This window comes from endosymbiont of Riftia pachyptila (vent Ph05) (assembly GCF_000224455.1).
In the GTDB taxonomy this organism is placed as follows: domain Bacteria; phylum Pseudomonadota; class Gammaproteobacteria; order Chromatiales; family Chromatiaceae; genus Endoriftia; species Endoriftia persephonae.
In genome coordinates this window covers 1-20524 of the sequence record NZ_AFOC01000044.1, presented here as the reverse complement: position 1 = coordinate 20524, position 20524 = coordinate 1, and the positions used below count along the sequence as shown (strand labels likewise).

Sequence of the window (20524 nt, the reverse complement as noted above, 5' to 3'; positions counted from 1 at the left end):
ACTGTTGAACTTTCACCTTGAATTAGGGTGCACGCATTGCGTGCAGCCTAATTCAACATTCACAATTCAAGATTGATTCCATGCCCTGGCTGCAACTCTCCATCGAGACTGACGAGGATCGCGCACCGCTGCTGGAGCTGGTTTTCGAGGGCCTCGGTGCGCTCTCCGTCACGCTGGGTGATGCCGGCAACCAACCGCTGCTGGAACCCAAACCCGGCGAGGAGCGGCTCTGGCATGCTACCCGCGTCACCGCCCTGTTTGAGGCCGAGCGGAACATCGACGAACTACGCGCCGCCCTCAACCAAGCACTCGCCGCTGATGTCAGCCTCAACTTGAACATCGAGCGCCTCGAAGACCAGGTCTGGGAGCGGACCTGGCTGGAGCACTTCAAGCCGATGCAATTCGGCCAGCGACTATGGATCTGTCCGGATGGACAGCAGGTGACGGCAAGCGATGCCGTGCTGGTCAAGCTCGACCCCGGCCTCGCCTTCGGCACCGGCACCCACCCCACCACCGCGCTCTGCCTGGAATGGCTGGAGGGGCAGGATCTGCGCGGCAAACGCATCATCGACTATGGCTGCGGCTCGGGCATTCTGGCCATCGCCGCGCTGCTGCTGGGGGCGGAACGCGCCATCGCGGTGGACTACGATCCCCAAGCGCTGGAGGCAACCCAGGCCAACGCCGAGAAAAACGGCGTCGCCGGGCGGCTGGAGATCTGCCTACCAGAACAGACCCCGCAAACCGAAAACGACCTGTTGCTGGCCAACATCCTTGCCGGACCGCTGATCGAACTCGCATCCACACTGATGCAACTGATCCAGCCCGGCGCACCCTTTGCCCTCTCCGGCATACTGCAGGAGCAGGCGGAACAGGTCAGCGCCGCCTATCGCCCATTCGCCGAGATGCAACCAGCGCAGCAACAGGCGGAGTGGATACGCCTGGGTGGCACTAAAATCTAAATGGTATTGCCACATCCGGCATCACCATGGAGGAGAGCAGGATGAAGCAACCAACACGTGTTTGTGATCTCCAGCAACTGTGTGAGGGCGAGGGCCACCGGGTGGTGGTCAACGGCCGTCCACTGGCGCTGTTTCTCGATCAGGGCCGGGTCTACGCCCTCGACGACCGCTGTCCGCACCGGGAGGGGCAGATGTCCCGTGGTCGGGTGCAGAACGGCGAGGCGATCTGCCCACTGCATCAGTGGAACTTTGACCTGGAAACCGGCGTATCCCCTTACAACCCCCACGACCGCATCGCCACCTTTCCCGCCGAACTGCGCGACGACGGGGTCTATGTAGATGCCACTGCAGTTCCGCCTCTGCCGACGGCCAGCTTCTCCGGCTATCAGGGTGAGTGGCGACGCTGGCAACAGGATGCCCGCGGCCATGCCCTGATCAAACGCCTCGCCAAGGGAGGCAGACCCACCGTCGAGGCGATGGGCGCGCCACCCCAGCAGCTCTCCGAGCTCGTCGACTTTAGCCATTTCCACCTCAAGGCGGGGCAGCTGCAGCAACTCCCCAGGCTCGCAGAGGAGACGGTGCAGACCGCCGTCAGCATCGGCCAAGGCGCAGGCAGACCACTCAGACTGGCGCTGCCCGTCTACATCTCCCACATGTCCTTTGGCGCACTCTCCAAGGAGGCGAAGATCGCCCTGGCACAGGGCTCGACAGCGGCCGACAGCCTGATCGGTTCCGGCGAGGGCGGCCTGCTGCCGCAGGAGCGGCAGGCGGCGAAACGTTATATCCTCGAGATGGCGAGCGGCTACTTCGGCTGGAATGAGCAGAATATCCTCCTCGCCGATGCGCTGGAGATCAAACTGGGGCAGTCGGCCAAACCCGGCCTGGGTGGCGAACTGCCCGGCGGCAAGGTCAAGGGAGAGATCGCCCAGGTGAGAGGGCTCGCACCAGGCACCAGCGCCCACTCGCCGGCCCGCTTTCCCGATATCGACAGCCTCACAGGGCTCGCCCGTCGAATCGAAGAGATTCGTGCCCTGGATGGCGGCGAGCGCCCCATTGGTATCAAGTTTGCCGCCAACGATGTCACGGCAGACACCCAGGCGGCGCTCTCGCTGCAACCCGACTTCATCACCATCGACGGTTTTGGCGGCGGCACCGGTGCCGCCCCTGTGCATGTGCGGGATCAATTCGGCATGCCACTGGTGAAAGCGCTGCCGATTGCGCGGCAGCTGATCGATGCACACAATCGGCAACACCTGGAGCGCCCGGTCAGTCTGATCGCCACTGGCGGCATCCGCACCCCCGATGAGATGTTCAAGGCGCTGGCGCTGGGCGCCGATGCCTGTGCCCTAGCCACCGCGGCGCTGTTTGCTTTGGGCTGCGAATACTACCGCGCTTGCGGCTCCAACGAGTGTCCGGTAGGCATCACCTCGCAGCAGGCCGAACTGCGTCGTCGTATCGATATCGACAAGGGGGCACAGCGGGTTGGCAACTTTCTCAATGGCAGCCGGGAGATCCTCGCCGGCTACCTGCGAATCATGGGCTATGACTCACTCCCGCAGCTGAGCCCGCACGACCTTATCCCTCTCTCCCTGGAAGCAGAGGCCATCCTCAACACCGACCGCGGCTAACCGACTGCGACAACAGACCCGGCCCAGCGGCTATTCTTCAAGCGAGGCGTGACTGCCATCGCAGTAGGGCGGGGTCTTCGTCTGTTTGCACATACAGAGCCAGGCTTTGCCGCTCTTGTCGGCCTTGAAACCCAGCGGATTTATGCCCGTTCCCTGGTGGGAACCGTCGCAAAACGGCTGGGTTTGGGAGCGCCCGCAGGCACACCACCAGTATTCTCTGCCCTCGTCCAACTCGACACTCACCGGCTGGGAAGCTGCGACTTTGGCTTTCTCCATAACACACTCCTTCTGATCTCAAACATCAACCAACTCTACCCGGCATATTGGTTGGATTCACAGTTCCCAACCCGCCTGCCGCCAATAACAAAGTAGCGAACACAAAAGGCACTATAGTCTGTAAACAAGAGAGCTTCACCACGCCCCATCATGTCCCAAACCGCTTCACTCAATCTGATCAGTCTGCTCGGACGACGCTCCCTCAACTACCTGCTCTATATCATCGATCTGGTAGTTTTCGTGATGGCGGTGATGCGCAGCTGGCGCAACCGCGGCGGGCTGTTCAACCGCGCCAGCCGCGCCGCCTCGATCACCCAGCTGATCTTCTCCGGCATCGATGCCCTACCCACCATCACCATCCTCGCTCTGGCGGTGGGGCTGAGCGTCACCACCCAGCTGATCTTCGCCGCGCAGGTGTTTGGCCAGGAGGCCGATGTGGCCAGCCTGCTGGCGAATCTGGTAGCGCTGGAGTTCGGCTCTCTGCTCACTGCCATCGTGATGATCGGCCGCTCCGGCTCGGCCATCGCGGTCGACTTGGGCAACATGAGCCTCAACCGGGAGGTGGAGGGGCTGGAGCTGCTTGGCATCGACGTGCACGCCTTTTTTGTCTCACCACGCCTGATCGGCATGGTAATCGCACAGCTGGTGCTGGCGATCTACTTCTCCGCCTTCTCTCTGGTCACTGGCATCACCCTAGCAGCACTACTGGAGTCGACCTCCAACTTCAAATACCTGTTTGCTGTGGTATCCGCCTTTGAACCCCTTGATCTGTTGTTGTTCTTCATCAAAAACCTGCTGTTCGGTCTGGTGATCGGCGCCAATGCCTGCCTGAAAGGGCTGAGTGTCGGCCAGTCGGTCACCCAGGTCCCACAGGTGACGCAGAAGGCGATCGTCAACTCCCTGGTGATGGTATTTGTGCTCGACGGAGTGTTTGTGCTGATTCTGATATGAGCGACCAAGAGCCCTCAATAAGCGCCGACGAGCATCTGCTGATCAAGGCCCAGGCCGCCTGTCCGAAGCATCAGCCGAACGGCGAACCCTGCCTGCCGCTGGATCTGCCATTCATCGCGGCGAACTGATCTTTCTGCTCGGCGAAGAGCCTGAGGCGCTGCGCGCCTATCTACGCATTCTGGCCGCGGTCGAGCCCATAAGCCGCGGCGAAATCCTGTTGGGAGATGCCATCGGCGATGCGCCATTCTCCCTGCCCTGGCAGCAACTGCGCCAGAGCCTAGGCTATGTAGATCACGCCATCCCGCTGCTCTCGGTGCTCAGCGGCCTGGACAACCTGAAGCTGGCAGCCCACTACCACCAGCAGGACGACGAGCAAACCATCGCCCTGCGTGAGCAGGCCCTGCTCGGTGCCATGCAGGGACAGATGGACCACAGCCTGCTGCCAGCCTATATGACACCGCTGCAGCAGCGTCATCTGAGCATCGCCCGGGCGCTGATGCTGTGCCCCAAGGCGCTCTTCGCCCACAACCCCTTCTTCGGCCTGAGCCGGCCAGCCCGCCAGCGTTTGGCTGATTTCCTGCTGCAACGGGTGCCGCAGCTGTTCCCTGAAATCTCCCTGATCATCTCCACCGACGACCCGGAACTGGTGCACCATTACGCCGGGCAGGTACTGTTTCACAGTCGCTCAGGATGGTTCTCATTTCACAACTGGGAGGATTTTGTCTCCAGTCCTGAAGATGTCGTCCGCTATTACATTCATCAGCAGAGAGCACAGCGCGACATCTTTAGTGAGGCTCAATGACCCCGGCACCGCAACATCAGCAGATACACTACATCCACCGCCTCAATTACACCCTGCGGGAGCGGCTGGCCGGTCTGTTTGTGATGGTGGCACTGGCCCTGTTGATCGGTCTGGTGGTGGTACAGGGCAAGACCACCCACCTATTCGAGAACCGCATCACTTACCACACTTACCTGCGTAACGCCCAGGGCATCGCCACCGACTCGCTGGTCAAGGTCTCTGGGATCGAGGTCGGCCGGGTACAGTCGATCGGCATCGCCGCTGACAACCGCATCCACATCAGTTTTTTCGTCTACGAGGGGTTCCAGAACCTAATCCGGCAGGACTCCCGCGGTGCGCTGAGCAAGCTGGCCATCATCGGTACTGCGGTGATCGAGATCAGTGCCGGCTCGCCGCAACTACCGATGCTGCGCGACGGTTCCACCATCCTAATCGAGGAACCGATGAGCGCCGATGAACTGCTCAACGAGCTGACACCGATCATGGAGAAGGTGCGCCAGACCCTGGACGGCATCGCGCGGGTGGTCAGCGCCATCGACCCGGCACAGATCGCCGCCACGGCTGAGGGGATTAACACCACCGTTGCCAACCTGCGAGACCTCACCAATCAGGTCAACTCTGGCAAGGGGGTGCTCGGCCGTGCCATCTACGACCAGCAGCTGGAGCGCAGCTTTACCCGCACCGTGACGCACATGGAGCAGACCATGGCGCAGACCCGTGATCGCGTCAGCGAACTCAAGCCAGTGCTAGAGAGCATGGTCGCCCTCTCCCAGGAGACCCAGAACATGACCCATCAGATGGATGGATTGATCGCCGACTCCCGCCAGCTGGTCGGCCAGATGAACAGTTCCATGCAGACCATCAACATGGAGATCCAGCAACTGCCCGACCTGGTCACCCACCTGCAGCTGATGTTGCAGTCTACCGACCGCACCCTAGAGGGACTGCAGCGGGTTTGGCCCGTCTCCTCGGCGATCCGTCCCACCGAGGAGGAGAAGATGATCGATGTCCATCCCATCATCGATTAGCCTCTTCTGGCTCATTCTGCTCCTACTTGGGCTGGGCGGCTGCGTCGGCACCCCCGACCTGCGCCCGGAAACGCAGATTCAGGGTGAACGTGAACTGCAACGCGGCACTCGCGCCTACAATAACAATGACTACCGCACCGCCGCCCGCCAGTTCTCTCAGGCACTCAAGCTCTACCGCAGCGTGGATGACCTGGATGGCATCGCCCAGAGTTCGATCAACCTGATCGAAACTGCACTAGCAATCGGCAACTACCAGGCGGTCGAACAACGGCTGCTGGAGCTAACCCGTCTGGTCGAGGCCGCCAACCTGCATCGCTACCGCGCACGCATCAACCTGCTACGCGCCTCCCTCGCCTTCAAACAACAGCATCATGCCGACGCCATCGCGGCCCTCGAACCGATCCTGCCCAGCTTCAACGACAAACAACTGCTGAGCCAAAAACTCACAGACGAGTCGATGAGCGCACTCGCCAGCCGTGCCAGTATTGCCTGCGAGATCGACGCAGCCGACGCCCCGCTGTGGCTGGAGCGGCTCGACAATGCGCTGGATGAGGAGTTCTTCAGGCGCCGCCCAGCCTTGGAAGGGTTGTTGCACCGGCTGCGCGGAAAACTACAGCAGAGCGCCGGCCGCGAGACAGAGGCACTGCTCCAGTATGGGCTTGCCCTCGACTTCTACCGCAAGGCCGGCGACCGGCGCGGCATCGCCACCACACTGCACAGCCAAGCCCGTATCCACATCACCCAAGCCGCCTGGAACAAGACAGAGAGCCTGCTGCAGCGTGCGCTCTCGATACGGCTGTGGCTGACAGATCGCAGCGGCACCCTGGCTGTGGTGGAGGATCTAATACGGCTCTACCAGCACACCGATCAGCAGGCGAAGCTTGATGAGATGGAGGCCTGGCGCGGGCGCTTGCAGGCAGAGTAAAAATAGGTCGGCCAGAAACGAAAAAGGCCCGCAGCCGATAAGCTGCGGGCCTTTATCTTATGGTGGCCAGGGACAGAATCGAACTGCCGACACGGGGATTTTCAGTCCCCTGCTCTACCGACTGAGCTACCTGGCCGCGTTTGAGAGCGCGTATTACAGCGATCTTGCAGCAGTTAGTCAAGAGGCCAGCCGCGATTTTCTTCTGCTACCACCAGCTCACTTTTGGGGAACAAATTCGGGCGGCAGCTCGGTCCCTTCACCAAAGAAAAAATTCTCCATCTGCTGTTCGAGAAATTTGCGCGCCTTGGGGTCGACCGGGCTCAGGCGGTTTTCATTGATCAGCATGGTCTGAAAGCGCAGCCACTCCTGCCAGGCCTCTTTGGAGACGTTGTCGAAGATCCGTTGCCCTAGCTCACCCGGATAGGTTGGACGCTCGAGCCCTTCCGCTTCCCGCTTCAATTTAACGCATTGCACTATACGACTCATCGGCTCTCTCCTCTCGCTTGGCTGGACTCTTCGATGATTCGGGCTACCGGCGCAGCCAGTCCCCGTTCATCAGGCATCGCGGGGTTATACCAGACCCGCGCGGCAGCATCCATGACACAATTGTCAGGGGATTTGAGCTGCAGTTCGAGTGGCGTGATGTCGAGATGGAAGTGGGAGAAGCTGTGGCGACGCGCAGGCAACTCGCGGATCTGTTTCAGCTCGGCGCGAAAATGCGCCTCACACCAGGCCGACAAATCAGTATCCGGCGGGCACTCAGGAAGACTCCAGAGACCGCCCCAGATACCCACTGGCGGACGCCGCTCCAGCAACACAAGCCCAGCACCATTCTGCACCAGCAGCATACGGGTCGAGCGGACCGGCAGGGTCTTTGTGGGGCGTGGTTCGGGAAACTCCAGCTGGCGTCCCTGCTCACGAGCCTGACAGCTGTCGCCCAGCGGGCAGAGATCACAACGGGGAATGCCACGGGTGCAGATGGTCGCCCCCAGATCCATCATGCCCTGATTGTAGGCCGCCGCCTCCTGCTGAGGGGTGAGCTGCCGGGTCAGCTCCCAGAGCCGTTTTGCCACCGCACTGCGACCAGGCCACCCCTCCACCATGAAGTGACGCGCCAGCACCCGTTTGACATTGCCATCGAGAATCGGCTGGCTCTGTCCCAGGGCCAGTGAGAGGATCGCCCCAGCGGTGGAGCGGCCGATCCCCGGCAGACTCTCCAGCGCCTCGATAGCCTCAGGAAAACGGCCCGAGAAATGCCCCTGCAACACCTCGGCCGCCTTACGCAGATTACGTGCCCGAGCGTAATAGCCCAGCCCGGACCAGAGGTGCAACACTTCATCTTCGGCAGCAGCAGCCAGGCTGGCTAGATCGGGAAAACGCGCCATAAAACGATTGAAATAGGGGATCACCTTGGCCACCTGAGTCTGCTGCAGCATGATCTCAGAGATCCAGACCCGGTAGGGATCGCCACTGCCCTGCCAGGGCAGATCATTGCGCCCACAACGCTGTTGCCAGTCGATGACTTGCTTGGAAAATTCAGAAGGATTCATTCAGAGAGATCAGTCGGGAGTTTGGAAGGCCGCCCTGCAAACTCCCGACCCTGGATTTAGAATAGGCCTTTCAGCCCCCCTTTAAGTTTATCCTGCAGCCCACCCGGCAGCTTATCCTTGAGCTGGCCGTCAAGTTTCTTGTTCAGCGTCTCTTTCAGCTTCGCCTTCTGGCTTTCGGCCAGCACCTTGCCCAGATCGATATTCCAATCAAGCTTGGACCAGGGCCCCTTGAGGTGGACCGGCACTGGAATTCCCTTCAGATCATCCAGCCCCTCGCCGCCCTGCCCCTTGGTGGTGCTGACAATTACCGGCCTGACCACATAATCGAGGCTCTCTCCGACCAGATCGACCCGTCCGGAGCCGTTTACCCGCAGGAAGGGGGATTTGGCCAGCAGATCCTTGTTAGTGAGCAGACCATTGCGGATCACCGCGCTGGCGGTCAGCTCAGAGAAGTCGGTCTGCTCCGGCTCGACTGAGTTCGCCGGTTTCTTGCCGGAGAGTCGCGCCTTGGCATCCCGCAACATCTTTGCCAGGTTGACCCCCTTCACCGCACCATTGAGGAACTCCATTTTGAGATTGCCGTTGAGGCCACGCTTGAGCTGTGTCAGGGTCTGGCCACGACTACTGAGATTAGCGCTGAAGCCGCCGACACCATCGAAACGATCCTGCCCCGTCAAATCTTTCACCAGAGGCCCGGCCTGGATCTTGCTGGCGCTCTGTTTGATCTTCAGCGTCGGTTGCTTGCCCTTCACATTCAGATCCAGCACACCTTTCAGTTGACCGTTGTAGAAACGCCCCACCTGTTGGTCGATATGCAGCTGACCGCCTTTGCTCTTGATCACCACCTTGATTGCCTCAGCCTGGATATTGTTGGCCTTGATGCTGCCGACCCGCAGGGTGCCATCCAGCTTGAGATTGCGCAGCAGCTCCACCGGAAACAGCGGCTTATCACCACTGTCTTTGCTGCTCGCAACCGGCTTTTTCTCTGGCTTGTCTACGGCCGGCGGCAGGTAGCGGTCAACATCGATCTTATCCAGGTCAAGGTGGAATCGATAGGCCGGCGAGGCTGGATCGATCAAAGTAAAATTACCCTTGATCTGGCTCTCATCGAGCTGCATCTCAAAGTTTTTCAGGTCGATCCGCTGCGGCTGAGTCTCGAACACAAGCGCCATCGCCAGCTTGCCCAGCACGCTAGGATCCGCCGTCTGTGGCAGTGGCAGCTCAAACTTCTGCATCCAGTTGCGGGGGCTGAACTGCGCCAGTTTCAGTTGGCCATCAAAGCGTGGAGCACTGCTGATGGCCTGGCCATTGATCGCACCACTGAGGCGCAGATCTTCAGAGCTCAGCAGCAGATTTTTCACCTCCAGCAGATCTTGTGCCTGATTGAAGTAGAGATCGGCACTGAGCTTTGCCTTCACCCCCGCTTTGGGCAGACCTTCGCCGCTCACCTTCAGCAGTACCTCAAGCGCCTCCATCGAGAAGCTGCCCTGCGCCGGGTCGGCCATCAGTCTGCCACGCAGATCAAACTCACTACGCAGGGCCGGCTGGGCACGGTCGAGACCAAGCGCGAGGCGCATATCCACCGCCCGGCCGGGAGCCATGGCGCCAGTCTCCAGCAACAGCTGCTTGACTTCAAAATGTTCGCCGGTGGACTGATCGTCCCACACTATATGCGCATCAGAGATCGCCACACCACCGATCGACAGCCCCTGCAGACCGCCACCGGCGGTGGTATCAGCAGGCCCCTCACCCGCCGATTCAGCAGAGGTCAAGGCCTCTTCGGACTGCCCCCCGGTCATATCATCCCAGTTGCTGACACCCTGACTGTTTTTTGCCAGGTTCAGCTTAAGTCCGGCAAGCTTTACTTTGTCGATCTCCAATGACTGGGTAAAGATGAGTGGTATCAGATTGACCCGCACCTGGAGATGCCTGACCTCGGCAAAGGGAGTATCACCGAATCCCTTGGCGTTACTGAGATGCAGCCCGTTAATCTCGACCCCAAGCCAGGGAAAGATCGACAGGCCGATATCACCATCGATCTTCAGGTCTCTGCCGGTGGCGGACTTCGTCTGGCTGATGATCTCCTGTTTATAGTCATTAGGATCCACAACCATCGGTATCACCAGCACTGCAGCGATGATCAACACCACCACTAGGCCAATTAGTCCGCCAACAATCTTCAAGACCTTCCCCATTTCAATCTCCCTCTAAAAATTTCTGGTCGAAAATCTGGCCCGCGTTTTCCACCATCCTCACTCAGCTCTGTCTGGAGGTGTAGCACAATTCCACCACAGGTCGAGCCTTGCTTTACCCTGCTTGAGCTGGTGCAGAATGGTTGGATGTTCAGGTGAAAACGGATCGTTGCACTGCAGAGGCTTGCAGCCGAGGATTGGAGCGGGTGATGGGAATCGAACCCACGTAGTCAGCTTGGGAAGCTGAAGTTCTACCATTGAACTACACCCGCTGAGGTGCCCATTCTAGGTAGCCAATCGATGACACGCAACATTAAAAAGCGACAAGCGCCGTTAGTGCTCTCAGCTATAGAGCGCTGCCATCTGTTCCGCATAGCGCTCCAGCACCTTGGGCCGCTTGACCTTGAGCGTCGGCGTGAGCAGACCATTCTCGACGCTCCAGGGCTCCAGCAGCAACGCCACCCGGCGAATCTTGGCGTAGCCCGGAAAGTCCTTCAGCGCACTGCGGATGCGCTGGATGAAGGCCTGTTGCAGGGCAGCGTCATCCAGACTTTGTGGCTGCTCCGGGTCGAGCCCGAACTCCCGGGCCAGCCCCTCCCACAGATCGGCATTCACTACCAACAGCGCGGCCAGATAGGGCTTGCCCTCACCCACCACCAACACCTGTTCGATCAGCGGATCGAGGGCGATCGCCATCTCCATATCGCTGGGTGGGATCTTCTCGCCGTTGGAGAGCACCAGAATATCCTTGAGACGGCCAGTGATGTAGATGTGGCGCTGTTCGTCGATGCGCACCTGATCACCGGTATGCAGCCAACCTTCAGCATCGATCATTTCCGCAGTAGCGGCATGGTTGTTCCAGTAGCCGAGCATCCTGCCCGGAGTCTTCACCAGCAACTCGTCATTCTCACCAATGCGTACCTCAACCCCCCGTAACGGCACACCAACGCTGTCAACCTTGACGTTATCCATCGGATTAACACTGATCACCGGACTGGTTTCGGTCAGGCCGTACCCCTGCAGGATCGGCAGACCAAGACTCAGCATGAAACGCGACACATCGGGGGAGAGCGCGGCGCCACCGCTGATCGCCCCGCGCAGCCGTCCGCCCAGACGCGCCAGCACCTTGTCGGCCACCAGACGCCGCAACAATGGCATCAGCAGCAACTTCGGTGACCAGCCCTGCCGTCCCATCTGATGTTCGAACTGGATGAAGCCGCAGTGCAGGGTCAGCCGGAATAGCCCCCGAGCCAGCAGCGAACGCTGTTTTAACTGCTCCTGCAGGCGTGCATAGATCCGCTCGAAGATGCGTGGCACGGCGATGATCACGGTGGGACGGATGCACTGCATATCTTCTGCCAGTTGCGTCACCGAGCGGGCGTAGGCTACCGTCGCACCGGCCATCAGCGGCAGATAGTAACCCGCGGTCCGTTCCAGGGTGTGGGAGAGTGGCAGAAAGGAGAGAAACAGATCCTGCCGGTAGCAGTCGACCACCGTCAGCGAAGCATGTGCCACCGACAACATATTCCAGTGGCTCAGCATCACCCCTTTCGGTCGCCCGGTGGTGCCGGAGGTGTAGACGATCGAGGCAAGGCTATGGGGGTCTGCACTACGCGGCTGCAATGCTGGCCCACTCTCAGGCAGCCAGGTCCCGGCGGCTCGAACCCGTTGATGCAGGGACGACTCAGGGAGTTGCTCAGCGCCCTCCAACACCACCACCCGTTGCAGCGTCTCCAACCCCTGCAATGCCGATACCATGCGCCGCCAGCGTCCGGCATCCTGTACCAGCAGCAGCTTGACCACCGCATCCTGCAGGATGTAAGCGACCGCATCGGCCCGGTCGTCAGTGTAGAGCGGCACCGTCACCAAACCCAGGGAGAGCGCCGCCTGATCAAACATCACCCATTCGGGGCAGTTGCGCAGCTGGATCGCCACCCGATCTCCAGGCTCCAATCCCTCCTGCAGCAGCGCCTGGCGCCAACGGGCGATCTCCCTGCCCATCTCAGCCCATGTCAAACCCCACCACTCTTTCGCCTCTCGATCGAAAGCCTGATAGGCTATTCCCTCCGGGCTGCGCCGCACCCGCTGCAGAAACAGGCCGTCCAGGGTGCCCGCCCCCTCGGGTGAAATAAGATCCTCACTCCATTGCTGCAACACACTCCCCCCGCAGAAAACATACCGGTATGTCGCGATATGGCCCGCTTGTTCTAGTTTTGGTGGATTAGTGTAAACTTCTCCCTTTTAACCCACCCCGCAACCTGCGTTTTATTCATCTGAGACAAACGAGATGCAGATTTACGTAAACGGCGAGGAAAAGCAAATCCCCGACCAGACAGATATGGCGAACCTGGTTGAACTACTCTCACTGACCGGTCAGCGGATCGCGGTCGAGGTCAACGAAGAACTGGTACCTCGCTCCGCTTTCGACGGCCACACCCTCAATGAGCAAGACCGTATCGAGATCATCCACGCCGTCGGCGGGGGGTGAGGAGCGACCGTTTGTCCAGCGGACAAACGCGGCGCAACGAACGCCCGACAGGGATCGTGGGCCGGACTAGCCCACCAAGGAAGGTTGCTCGTGACGCCTTGATTCAAGCAGCACGCCAGCCTAAAAGCCAATACACAGTTAGATCAAAACCTGATGTCAAACGATACCCCAAAAGACAGCTTCAGCGTCGCCGGACGCGAATTCACCTCGCGCCTGCTGGTCGGCACCGGCAAATACAAGGACATGGCGGAGACCCGTGCCGCCATCGACGCCAGTGGCGCCGAGATCGTCACCATCGCGGTGCGTCGCACCAACCTCGGCCAGAACAAAGACGAGCCCAACATCCTCGAGGTGCTGCCGCCGAGCGAGTTCACCTATCTGCCCAACACCGCCGGCTGCTACGACGCCAAGACCGCGGTACGCACCTGCCGTCTGGCACGCGAGCTGCTCGATGGCCACAACCTGGTCAAACTGGAGGTGCTGGGTGACGAAAAGACCCTCTTCCCCGACGTGGTGCAGACCCTCAGCGCCGCCGAGGAGTTGATCAAGGACGGCTTCGACGTAATGGTCTACACCAACGACGACCCGATCATGGCCAAACGCCTGGAGGAGCTGGGCTGCTGCGCGGTGATGCCGCTGGCCGCACCGATCGGTTCCGGGCTGGGCATCCGCAACCGCCTCAACATCCGCACCATTGTCGAGAACGCAAGGGTGCCAATCCTGGTAGACGCTGGCGTTGGCACCGCTTCCGATGCCGCAGTGGCGATGGAGCTGGGCTGCGACGGGGTGCTGATGAACACCGCCATCGCCGCTGCGCAGGATCCGCTACTGATGGCCTCGGCGATGAAGAAGGGCATAGCAGCGGGCCGCGAGGCCTATCTAGCTGGGCGTATGCCAGCCAAACGCTTCGCCTCTGCCTCCTCACCGCTGGACGGCCTGTTCTTCTAACCCAAGCCACTCCGGCTGCAAAGCGGCCGGAGTCCCATCCCGATGTCCGAAACCAACGCCTTAAAGCACCGGCCGATTCGCAGCTATATCCTACGTCAGGGACGCATGACCCAGGCCCAGCAACGCGCCTTCGATGAGCTGTGGCCGCACTACGGCTGCCAAGCCCCTGATGGATTATTCGATTTCGACAAGCTGTTCGGCAACCAGCGACCGGTGATCCTTGAGATCGGTTTCGGCAATGGCGATGCGCTGGCGCAAAATGCTGACCGAGAACCAGAGAACAACTTCCTTGGTGTTGAGGTACATGGCCCAGGTGTCGGCAGCCTGATGCTGAAGCTGGCTGAGCAGGAGTCGCACAACGCCCGCATCCTGCGGGGCGACGCCATGCAGCTGCTGCGCCAGCATATCCCTGCCGGTTCACTGACCGGAGTGCTGCTCTTCTTTCCCGACCCCTGGCCGAAGAGGCGGCACCACAAGCGGCGCATCGTGCAGCCCGAGTTCGCCGAGTTAGTGCACAGGGCACTGCGTCCCGGCGGCTATCTGCATATGGCCACCGACTGGCAGAAATATGCTGAGCATATGATGAGCGTACTCTCCTCCACTGCGGGTTTTGCAAATGCTGCCGGCCCTGGCAACTTTTCCCCACGCCCGGAGAATCGCACCCTGACCCGTTTCGAGCAACGTGGCCAGCGCCTCGGCCATGGCGTCTGGGATCTGATCTTCACACGCTGCGTCTGAGATGTCGCTGCTCTCCCTGCACCGCTTCAGCACACCGCTGCTGCAGCCGTTCGATCTGCAGCTGCAGGCCGGCGAGTGTGTCACCCTCAACGGACCTTCCGGCTGCGGCAAATCGATGCTGCTGCGGGCCATCGCCGATCTCGATCCACATCAGGGCGAGATGGTTTTGGATGGATGCTCCAGTAAATCGATGGAACCAACCGAGTGGCGCCGCCAAGTCGCCCTGCTACCGGCAGAGAGTGCCTGGTGGGGCGAGCGGGTTCGCGATCATTTCGAATCACCTGGCCGTGCAACCCTCGACGCCCTGCAACTCCCCGCCGACTCTCCCGACTGGGGCGTATCACGCCTCTCCAGCGGTGAACGCCAGCGTCTGGCGCTGCTGCGCCTACTAGCCAATCACCCCAAAATCCTGCTGCTCGACGAGCCCACAGCAAACCTCGATCGAGAGAACACCCGACGGGTCGAGCGGCTGCTGGGCGAGTGGCGTCAACAGCACCAGTGCAGCACCATCTGGATCACCCATGATCCTGAACAGCAGCAGCGGGTGGGCAATCGCCACTATCAGATCAAACAGGGCTGCCTGGAGCTATTCACATGGAACTGATCAGCCTCACCCCTCTCGACCTCTCCATCGCCGCAATCCTGGTGCTGCTCACTGCACTGCTTTCGCAGCGGCTTGCGCTGGGGATTGAGAGGCGGCTGCTGATTGCGGCAGCTCGCACGGTGGTGCAGCTGTTGCTGCTCGGGCTGGTACTAAAGAGCCTGTTTGCCCAGTCGGATCCACTCTTCATCGCTGCGCTGGCACTATTCATGCTGCTGGTGGCGGGATACGAGGTGATGGCGCGCCAGCATCGCGGCTTTACCGGCATCTGGGGTATCGGCATCGGCACCCTGTCGATGTTCATTTCCTCATTCAGCGTCACCCTGCTAGCGCTGACAGTGATCATCGGTGTCGAGCCCTGGTACTCGGTGCAGTATCTGATCCCACTGCTCGGCATGCAGCTGGGCAACACCATGTCGGGGATTGCAGTCAGCCTCGACCGGCTGACCCAGACTGCTTGGGAGCAGCGCAGTCAGATCGAGGCACGGCTGATGCTTGGCCACTCCTGGCAGGAGGCGATCGGAGAGATCCGCCGTAACGCCTTGCGCGCCGGCATGATTCCGATTATCAATGCGATGGCGGCGGCCGGGGTGGTGAGCCTGCCGGGGATGATGACCGGCCAGATCCTTGCTGGCAGTCCGCCGCTAGAGGCGGCCAAGTATCAGATCCTGATCATGCTGCTGATCTCATCGGGGACCGGCTTCGGCGCGACCCTGGCGGTATGGGCTGGCTCCCGGCGGCTGTTCGATGAGCGCCAGCGGCTGCGCCTTGGACGGCTCAGGGAGAGGATTTCGGAGAAGCACTAACGGACTGTCGGATTGGCAGCCGAACAGTGTTCGATCAGCCCTGCAACTAAACCATCTTCTCTTGGGCGATGTGTTTCTGGATCAGGCCGCTCAGCTCATCAAGCTGCGGCTGCAGCTCCTCGACCAGTTGTTTGAAGGGATTCGTCCAGCCAGCAGGCAGCTCAAAACCCAGCTCCCAATCCGTTTTTGCGATCGCCTGCATCAGCATCTTGTCAATCGCGATGAACAGCTCTTTCAGATCGTTGCCGAGAAAAATGCTGTTTTTTTGCACATACTCATGGAATTCTCTGACCGCAGCGAAAGCCAGCTCCACACGTCTGTTCCTACGTAGTTCGAGATATGTCTCCCGCTTGTCATCGGAGGCCATCAACAACTTCCTGGAACGATCGCTGAAACCCTGCCCATCCATCAACTCGGCCAGCTTGTCATTGCTGATCCCGTCAAAATCAATACTGGTCTCTGACTTCTCCATGGTCAGCTCGGCGCTGCTCATAGCGTTGATAAGCCGTCCCCAGGCCCCGGAAAGTGCGTCCAGCTCCCGCTCATGGATTCGGGTGGCTTGGCGAAACAGCGCATCGACCTTTCTTTTATGGTCATTCATCTCCTGCTGCTGCTGCCGCCACAGACGAGTCTTGTGCGAGGCCAGGTTTCTCGCCAGGGCAGACCTGATAAGAATTTTTGCGATTACAAAGGCACCGGCAGCCAGCGCCGCAAGGTAACCGACAAACTGGAAAATGGTGTTCATTGCCTCATTCATAGCTGGCCCGCCGTTGATCCTGAGTGTTGATCTTTCACGGATCCCCGACCGCTGACAGTAGCATTGCTACTGCGCCATGAGTGGTCTGACCCCCGTCAGCGCAAGACTACCCCATCCTTATCAGACAGAACCGCGTGATAGCCCACATTTTTGCACCTATCCCAGCATACCAACATACCAGCGCTCCTACCCGCTCCCGCGCAATTGCGACGGCTCCTAAAGAAGAGAAAAGAGCAGTCGCTAGTTTCCAATAGGCACAAAAACCCTGACCCAGAATTGCACGATTATGATCTCTAAACAGTTTCAGAAATTTACCATCAGCCAGAAGCTGTGGGGTGGCTCAGCGATCGTCATCGCTGTGCTAATCGCACTTGGTAGCATCACCTACCTGAATGTAAACAAACTGGGCGCTGAGATTGACAGTGTAGTGAAAAAGAATCAGCCCGCCGCGCTGATCTCAAAGGAGCTGCAGACTCAACTGAAGCAGAGCTACGCCAACCTCGGCCTCTACCTGTTGAGCTCCGAACCTCACTATAAGGCAGCCTATCAACGCGACATCAGCCAGGCCAACAATCTGTTGGCACAGCTGGCGAAACTCTCTACGGCCGACTCCAATCAAGAGGCGATTCAATGGGTAACCGACGCTGAGGCCACCATCGACAAGCTCATCAAGCTCAACAAGGTCCTGTTTCACATCGCAGACAATACCGAGCTGAAGATCCCTGGCTACGCCCATGCGCGACAAAACATCTCCCCGATCACCAGCCAGGCCAGCGCAGTACTCGCCAATCTTCGACTCAGCCTGACTAACTATAGTGATGAGATCGATAGTCAGGAGGAGATGGAGCGCTACCACCACATTCTCCATGAGACAGCCAAAATCGAGTCACTCTGGCTGAGAGTCGCCAATGAGATACGTGCCTATCTTACGTTTCGCCAGAGCACCCAGATCGAGAACATCCACGACTACCTGGAATCCCTCAAGGGCAGTCAACAGGGGCTCGCAAAAATGGAGGAGCTGGAACTCGAGGTAGAGGAAGCACTGCTTGAGCTAGAGGCCGCAAGAGAGGCAATCGAAAGCCCGCTGCAGAGCCTGATCGGGTTACACAGCGGAGAACACTGGCGGCGTGATGTGCAGCTGATCCGCACCAAGGTCGCACCACTACAACAGCAGCTCGACTCCATCATTGAGGCACTGGTCAAATACAACAGCGACCAGATATCCCAAACCAGCGAGAATCTGCTGCAAAACTCCGCCGCGGTCATCACCATGACCATAACCCTGATTCCTGGCGGCATCCTGATCACCCTGCTAGTAGTCTGGTTCATCAGCCGGCTGATCACTGATCCGGTCAACCAGGCAGTCCATGCGATGCTCGATGTCGCCAGGAGTGGCAACCTGGCACAACGTCTGGACGATAGCGGCAAGGACGAGATCGCCGCACTCGCAGGCGGATTTAACCAATTTGTCGAAAAGATCAAGTGTGTGATCGACCTGGTTATCGTCTCATCAAACTCCCTCGCCGAGGAGTCGAAGCGGATGAATCTCGCCACCCAACGGAGCAAGACACAGGCATCCGAACAGCAGAGCAATATCAGCGATGTCAGCAGCGCCATCAACGAACTCTCCGCCGCCGCAGAGCAGGTGGCAACCAATGCTGCTGCTGCAGCCCAGGCCGCCCACCAAGCAAGTGAAGATGCAAACGCCGGCTGGGAGATCGTGGAAAAGGCCGTCGCCTCAATCCAGGAGCTGGCCAGCGAAGTCAATGGCGCCACCACCGTGATCCAACGAGTCGAGGCGGACAGCGAGTCGATAGGTACCGTCATCGCCATCATCAGAACCGTCTCTGAGCAGACCAACCTACTGGCACTGAATGCCGCCATCGAGGCCGCCCGTGCCGGCGAGCATGGTCGTGGATTCGCGGTGGTGGCCGACGAGGTGCGCACCCTTTCTGAGCGAATTCATGCCGAAACCGATGAGATCCAGCGCAAGGTTGAATCCCTGCAACGCGGATCAAGAGAGGCGGTGGAGACGATGAAGCGCGGCGCCGAGAAATCCCAGGAGAGTGTTGAAATGGCCGTTACCGCCGGTGAAGCGCTGCAGTCGATCACCAAATCAGTGACCACCATCACCGAGATGAACGAAGGGATCGCCCACCTCACCGAAGACCAGACACGCAACTCCGACTCGATCCGCAACCGAGCCGCCAACATCAATCAGATCGCCCAGCAGACCGCAGACACCGCCAACACAGCCTCGCTATCGAGCAACGAATTCACCATCATGGCCGCTCAACTGCAGGACTTGGTAAAGCAGTTTCTGCTTACACCGGAGGAATCGCCCCCCCAGGAGAGCAGTCCGCAACAAGCCCGACTTGCGCCTCTACCTGAGCCGACGCAGAAGAGTCAAACAAAGCGCGCTGATATCGAGCTGTTTTAATCCTGCTACAAAGCGTTCAGCCCCGCTCACCACGCAGCAGCTTGATCACCAGTAACAGCGCAGGCGTCCCATGCATACAGAGATCGAAGATATCGATGGGGCGGGTCAGGCTGCCCGCCGCCAACATCTTGAGCTTTTCCCACAGGTGGGGCTCGGGCACAAAAGGTGCGAAACCGAGCAGCAACGCTGGCAGGACGATCATGTGCAGGGGAATCCGGTCAAGCCAGGCAAACATCACTCTTTCTCCACTTCACATTCCGAGCAGAGCCGGACATAGCGGCCTACGTCAGAGCTACTAAAACAACAGGCGATGATTCGCTCGAAATCGTTCACCCCTCCTCTCATCGCCTCCAGTGCGATTTTGGTCGCTGCCTGTTTCGGGTAACCGTAGACGCCGGTGCTGATGGCCGGAAAGGCAATCGTCCGCACCTCATACTCGCGAGCAAGTTGCAGAGAATTTTGGTAGCAGGCCTGCAGGCGCTCCGGCTCGCCCTGATCTCCGCCACGCCATACCGGGCCGACGGTGTGTATCACCCACCTGGCCGGCAGCTGAAACCCTGGGGTGATGCGTGCCTCGCCGGTAGGACAGCCGCCCAAAGGCCGGCAGGCGGCCAACAACTCGGGACCCGCGGCACGATGTATCGCTCCGTCCACTCCACCACCGCCCAACAGCGAACTATTTGCCGCATTCACGATGGCATCCACTTCAAGCTGGGTGATGTCACCCTGTACAATCTGGATCCGACCCACAACAAGGCTCCCCGATGTCTTTTACCACCCTGAATCTGCTGCTACTGATCCTGCTGCTAATCTGGTTCTGGCGCGACAGCCTGCAGGTGCGGGAGATCGCCACTCGGATCAGCAAGCGTGCCTGCGAATCACACGACGTGCAGTTCCTCGACCAGACCGTGGCCCTGCGTCGACTCCGCCTGCGCTGGCTGCGCAGCGGCCTCAAGTTCCGTCGCCTCTACGAATTCGACTACAGCCTGGAGGGCAGCGGGCGCCTCACCGGCTATATCATCATGCTTGGCAGCCACACCGAACTGCTGCAGATCGAGATACCCGAGACGCCCCATTCCGAACCATTGCATTGACCGCTGATGACCAGCTAAAAGCAATAATCCGCAAACAACGCGACTATTGTGCAAATCCAGTTACGTCACTTCAGCCCGTTGCCAACGGGCTTTTATTTGCGTTCATCTGCGTTTTTTGCGGACTGAACCCCTGCCTTTATCGATATCTATGCTCACTCGGACTTTTTCCATGATAAGCACGCTTCAACGACAGAACTTTGCCGAATCGCCCTCCCCTGAGGAGGTGGTCCACACAAATTGAATTAACGACGGTTCTAAACAGGCGCTATTTGATAACCTTCAAAGCAGGCCGTTTGCCCGGCTTGGGAGGCTCCGGCTTATCATCCGCATTCGCCTTCTGC

At 59.6% G+C, this 20524-nt stretch carries 22 protein-coding genes and 2 tRNA genes; 14 read left to right on the top strand and 10 right to left on the bottom strand.

Translation table 11 applies throughout. The annotated features are described in order from the left end of the window. Nucleotides 1-80: 80 nt before the first annotated feature. Nucleotides 81-959, top strand: coding sequence for a 50S ribosomal protein L11 methyltransferase (gene prmA / locus RIFP1SYM_RS08470; protein ID WP_005961904.1), 879 nt, complete (start codon nt 81-83; stop codon nt 957-959). A 41-nt stretch (nt 960-1000) separates the two neighbouring features. After that, nucleotides 1001-2587, top strand: coding sequence for a glutamate synthase-related protein (locus tag RIFP1SYM_RS08465; RefSeq protein ID WP_050798736.1), 1587 nt, complete (start codon nt 1001-1003; stop codon nt 2585-2587). Nucleotides 2588-2617: 30 nt separating this feature from the next. Here the strand turns inward: RIFP1SYM_RS08465 and RIFP1SYM_RS08460 are convergent, their stop codons facing one another. Further along, nucleotides 2618-2863, bottom strand: coding sequence for a CDGSH iron-sulfur domain-containing protein (locus tag RIFP1SYM_RS08460; protein WP_039960082.1), 246 nt, complete (start codon nt 2861-2863; stop codon nt 2618-2620). Between the two features lie 150 nt (nt 2864-3013). Between RIFP1SYM_RS08460 and RIFP1SYM_RS08455 the strand changes: the two genes are divergently transcribed. From RIFP1SYM_RS08455 to RIFP1SYM_RS08440, 5 genes are all read left to right on the top strand, one after another. Further along, nucleotides 3014-3814: an MlaE family ABC transporter permease gene (locus tag RIFP1SYM_RS08455; RefSeq protein ID WP_005961901.1), complete on the top strand. Its 801-nt coding sequence runs from the start codon at nt 3014-3016 to the stop codon at nt 3812-3814. Then, nucleotides 3811-3942: a hypothetical protein gene (locus RIFP1SYM_RS18605; RefSeq protein WP_005961899.1), complete on the top strand. Its 132-nt coding sequence runs from the start codon at nt 3811-3813 to the stop codon at nt 3940-3942. The genes RIFP1SYM_RS08455 and RIFP1SYM_RS18605 overlap by 4 nt, the downstream gene beginning before the upstream one ends. 89 nt (nt 3943-4031) lie before the next feature. Then, nucleotides 4032-4616: a P-loop NTPase family protein gene (locus tag RIFP1SYM_RS08450; protein WP_039960080.1), complete on the top strand. Its 585-nt coding sequence runs from the start codon at nt 4032-4034 to the stop codon at nt 4614-4616. Continuing rightward, nucleotides 4613-5644 carry an MlaD family protein gene (locus RIFP1SYM_RS08445; protein WP_005961893.1) on the top strand — a complete coding sequence of 344 codons (1032 nt, stop codon included), beginning with the start codon at nt 4613-4615 and terminating at the stop codon, nt 5642-5644. The genes RIFP1SYM_RS08450 and RIFP1SYM_RS08445 overlap by 4 nt, the downstream gene beginning before the upstream one ends. Next, complete coding sequence (locus RIFP1SYM_RS08440) at nt 5622-6569, top strand: tetratricopeptide repeat protein (RefSeq protein WP_005961891.1); 948 nt, start codon at nt 5622-5624, stop codon at nt 6567-6569. The genes RIFP1SYM_RS08445 and RIFP1SYM_RS08440 overlap by 23 nt, the downstream gene beginning before the upstream one ends. A 60-nt stretch (nt 6570-6629) precedes the next feature. Here the strand turns inward: RIFP1SYM_RS08440 and RIFP1SYM_RS08435 are convergent. The 6 genes from RIFP1SYM_RS08435 to RIFP1SYM_RS08410 form a co-directional block, all read right to left on the bottom strand. Beyond that, nucleotides 6630-6705, bottom strand: a tRNA-Phe gene (locus tag RIFP1SYM_RS08435). 80 nt (nt 6706-6785) lie between these two features. Beyond that, nucleotides 6786-7055 carry an oxidative damage protection protein gene (locus RIFP1SYM_RS08430; RefSeq protein WP_005961889.1) on the bottom strand — a complete coding sequence of 90 codons (270 nt, stop codon included), beginning with the start codon at nt 7053-7055 and terminating at the stop codon, nt 6786-6788. Then, entirely contained in the window at nt 7052-8119 is a 1068-nt protein-coding gene (gene mutY, locus RIFP1SYM_RS08425; protein WP_005961887.1) for an A/G-specific adenine glycosylase, read from the bottom strand. Before mutY ends, RIFP1SYM_RS08430 begins: the two co-directional genes overlap by 4 nt. 56 nt (nt 8120-8175) lie before the next feature. Continuing rightward, complete coding sequence (locus RIFP1SYM_RS08420; RefSeq protein ID WP_005961885.1) at nt 8176-10314, bottom strand: AsmA family protein; 2139 nt, start codon at nt 10312-10314, stop codon at nt 8176-8178. Between the two features lie 195 nt (nt 10315-10509). Further along, a tRNA-Gly gene (locus RIFP1SYM_RS08415) sits at nt 10510-10583 on the bottom strand. A gap of 70 nt (nt 10584-10653) precedes the next feature. Further along, a complete protein-coding gene (locus RIFP1SYM_RS08410; protein WP_005961883.1) occupies nt 10654-12468 on the bottom strand; it encodes an AMP-dependent synthetase/ligase in 1815 nt (604 codons plus the stop codon). Between the two features lie 130 nt (nt 12469-12598). Between RIFP1SYM_RS08410 and thiS the strand changes: the two genes are divergently transcribed. The 5 genes from thiS to RIFP1SYM_RS08385 all read left to right on the top strand — a co-directional run bounded on the left by thiS (nt 12599) and on the right by RIFP1SYM_RS08385 (nt 15892). Continuing rightward, the gene (gene thiS / locus RIFP1SYM_RS08405) at nt 12599-12799 is read left to right on the top strand and encodes a sulfur carrier protein ThiS (RefSeq protein WP_005961880.1); all 201 of its coding nucleotides are present in this window, start codon (nt 12599-12601) and stop codon (nt 12797-12799) included. Nucleotides 12800-12952: 153 nt separating this feature from the next. Then, a complete protein-coding gene (locus RIFP1SYM_RS08400) occupies nt 12953-13747 on the top strand; it encodes a thiazole synthase (protein ID WP_005961878.1) in 795 nt (264 codons plus the stop codon). A 42-nt stretch (nt 13748-13789) separates the two neighbouring features. Then, complete coding sequence (gene trmB / locus RIFP1SYM_RS08395; RefSeq protein WP_005961876.1) at nt 13790-14485, top strand: tRNA (guanosine(46)-N7)-methyltransferase TrmB; 696 nt, start codon at nt 13790-13792, stop codon at nt 14483-14485. A gap of 1 nt (nt 14486) precedes the next feature. Further along, nucleotides 14487-15089 (top strand): ABC transporter ATP-binding protein, encoded by a 603-nt coding sequence (locus RIFP1SYM_RS08390; RefSeq protein ID WP_005961874.1) that lies wholly within the window; start codon nt 14487-14489, stop codon nt 15087-15089. Then, nucleotides 15080-15892: an ABC transporter permease gene (locus RIFP1SYM_RS08385; protein ID WP_005961872.1), complete on the top strand. Its 813-nt coding sequence runs from the start codon at nt 15080-15082 to the stop codon at nt 15890-15892. Before RIFP1SYM_RS08390 ends, RIFP1SYM_RS08385 begins: the two co-directional genes overlap by 10 nt. A gap of 46 nt (nt 15893-15938) precedes the next feature. On the opposite strand, the gene RIFP1SYM_RS08380 is transcribed toward RIFP1SYM_RS08385, so the two are convergent. Then, nucleotides 15939-16637: a hypothetical protein gene (locus tag RIFP1SYM_RS08380; protein WP_039960078.1), complete on the bottom strand. Its 699-nt coding sequence runs from the start codon at nt 16635-16637 to the stop codon at nt 15939-15941. Between the two features lie 298 nt (nt 16638-16935). On the opposite strand from RIFP1SYM_RS08380, the gene RIFP1SYM_RS08375 reads away from it, so the two are divergent. After that, the gene (locus tag RIFP1SYM_RS08375) at nt 16936-19089 is read left to right on the top strand and encodes a HAMP domain-containing methyl-accepting chemotaxis protein (protein WP_005961868.1); all 2154 of its coding nucleotides are present in this window, start codon (nt 16936-16938) and stop codon (nt 19087-19089) included. Between the two features lie 16 nt (nt 19090-19105). On the opposite strand, the gene RIFP1SYM_RS08370 is transcribed toward RIFP1SYM_RS08375, so the two are convergent. After that, on the bottom strand, nt 19106-19324 hold the full coding sequence (locus RIFP1SYM_RS08370; RefSeq protein WP_006474325.1) for a hypothetical protein: 219 nt from the start codon (nt 19322-19324) through the stop codon (nt 19106-19108). Further along, nucleotides 19324-19839 carry an O-acetyl-ADP-ribose deacetylase gene (locus tag RIFP1SYM_RS08365; protein WP_005961864.1) on the bottom strand — a complete coding sequence of 172 codons (516 nt, stop codon included), beginning with the start codon at nt 19837-19839 and terminating at the stop codon, nt 19324-19326. Before RIFP1SYM_RS08365 ends, RIFP1SYM_RS08370 begins: the two co-directional genes overlap by 1 nt. Before the next feature lie 14 nt (nt 19840-19853). Here RIFP1SYM_RS08365 and RIFP1SYM_RS08360 point away from each other — a divergent pair, with 14 nt between their 5' ends. Further along, nucleotides 19854-20183 (top strand): DUF3301 domain-containing protein, encoded by a 330-nt coding sequence (locus RIFP1SYM_RS08360; RefSeq protein ID WP_005961862.1) that lies wholly within the window; start codon nt 19854-19856, stop codon nt 20181-20183. Nucleotides 20184-20524 lie beyond the last annotated feature (341 nt).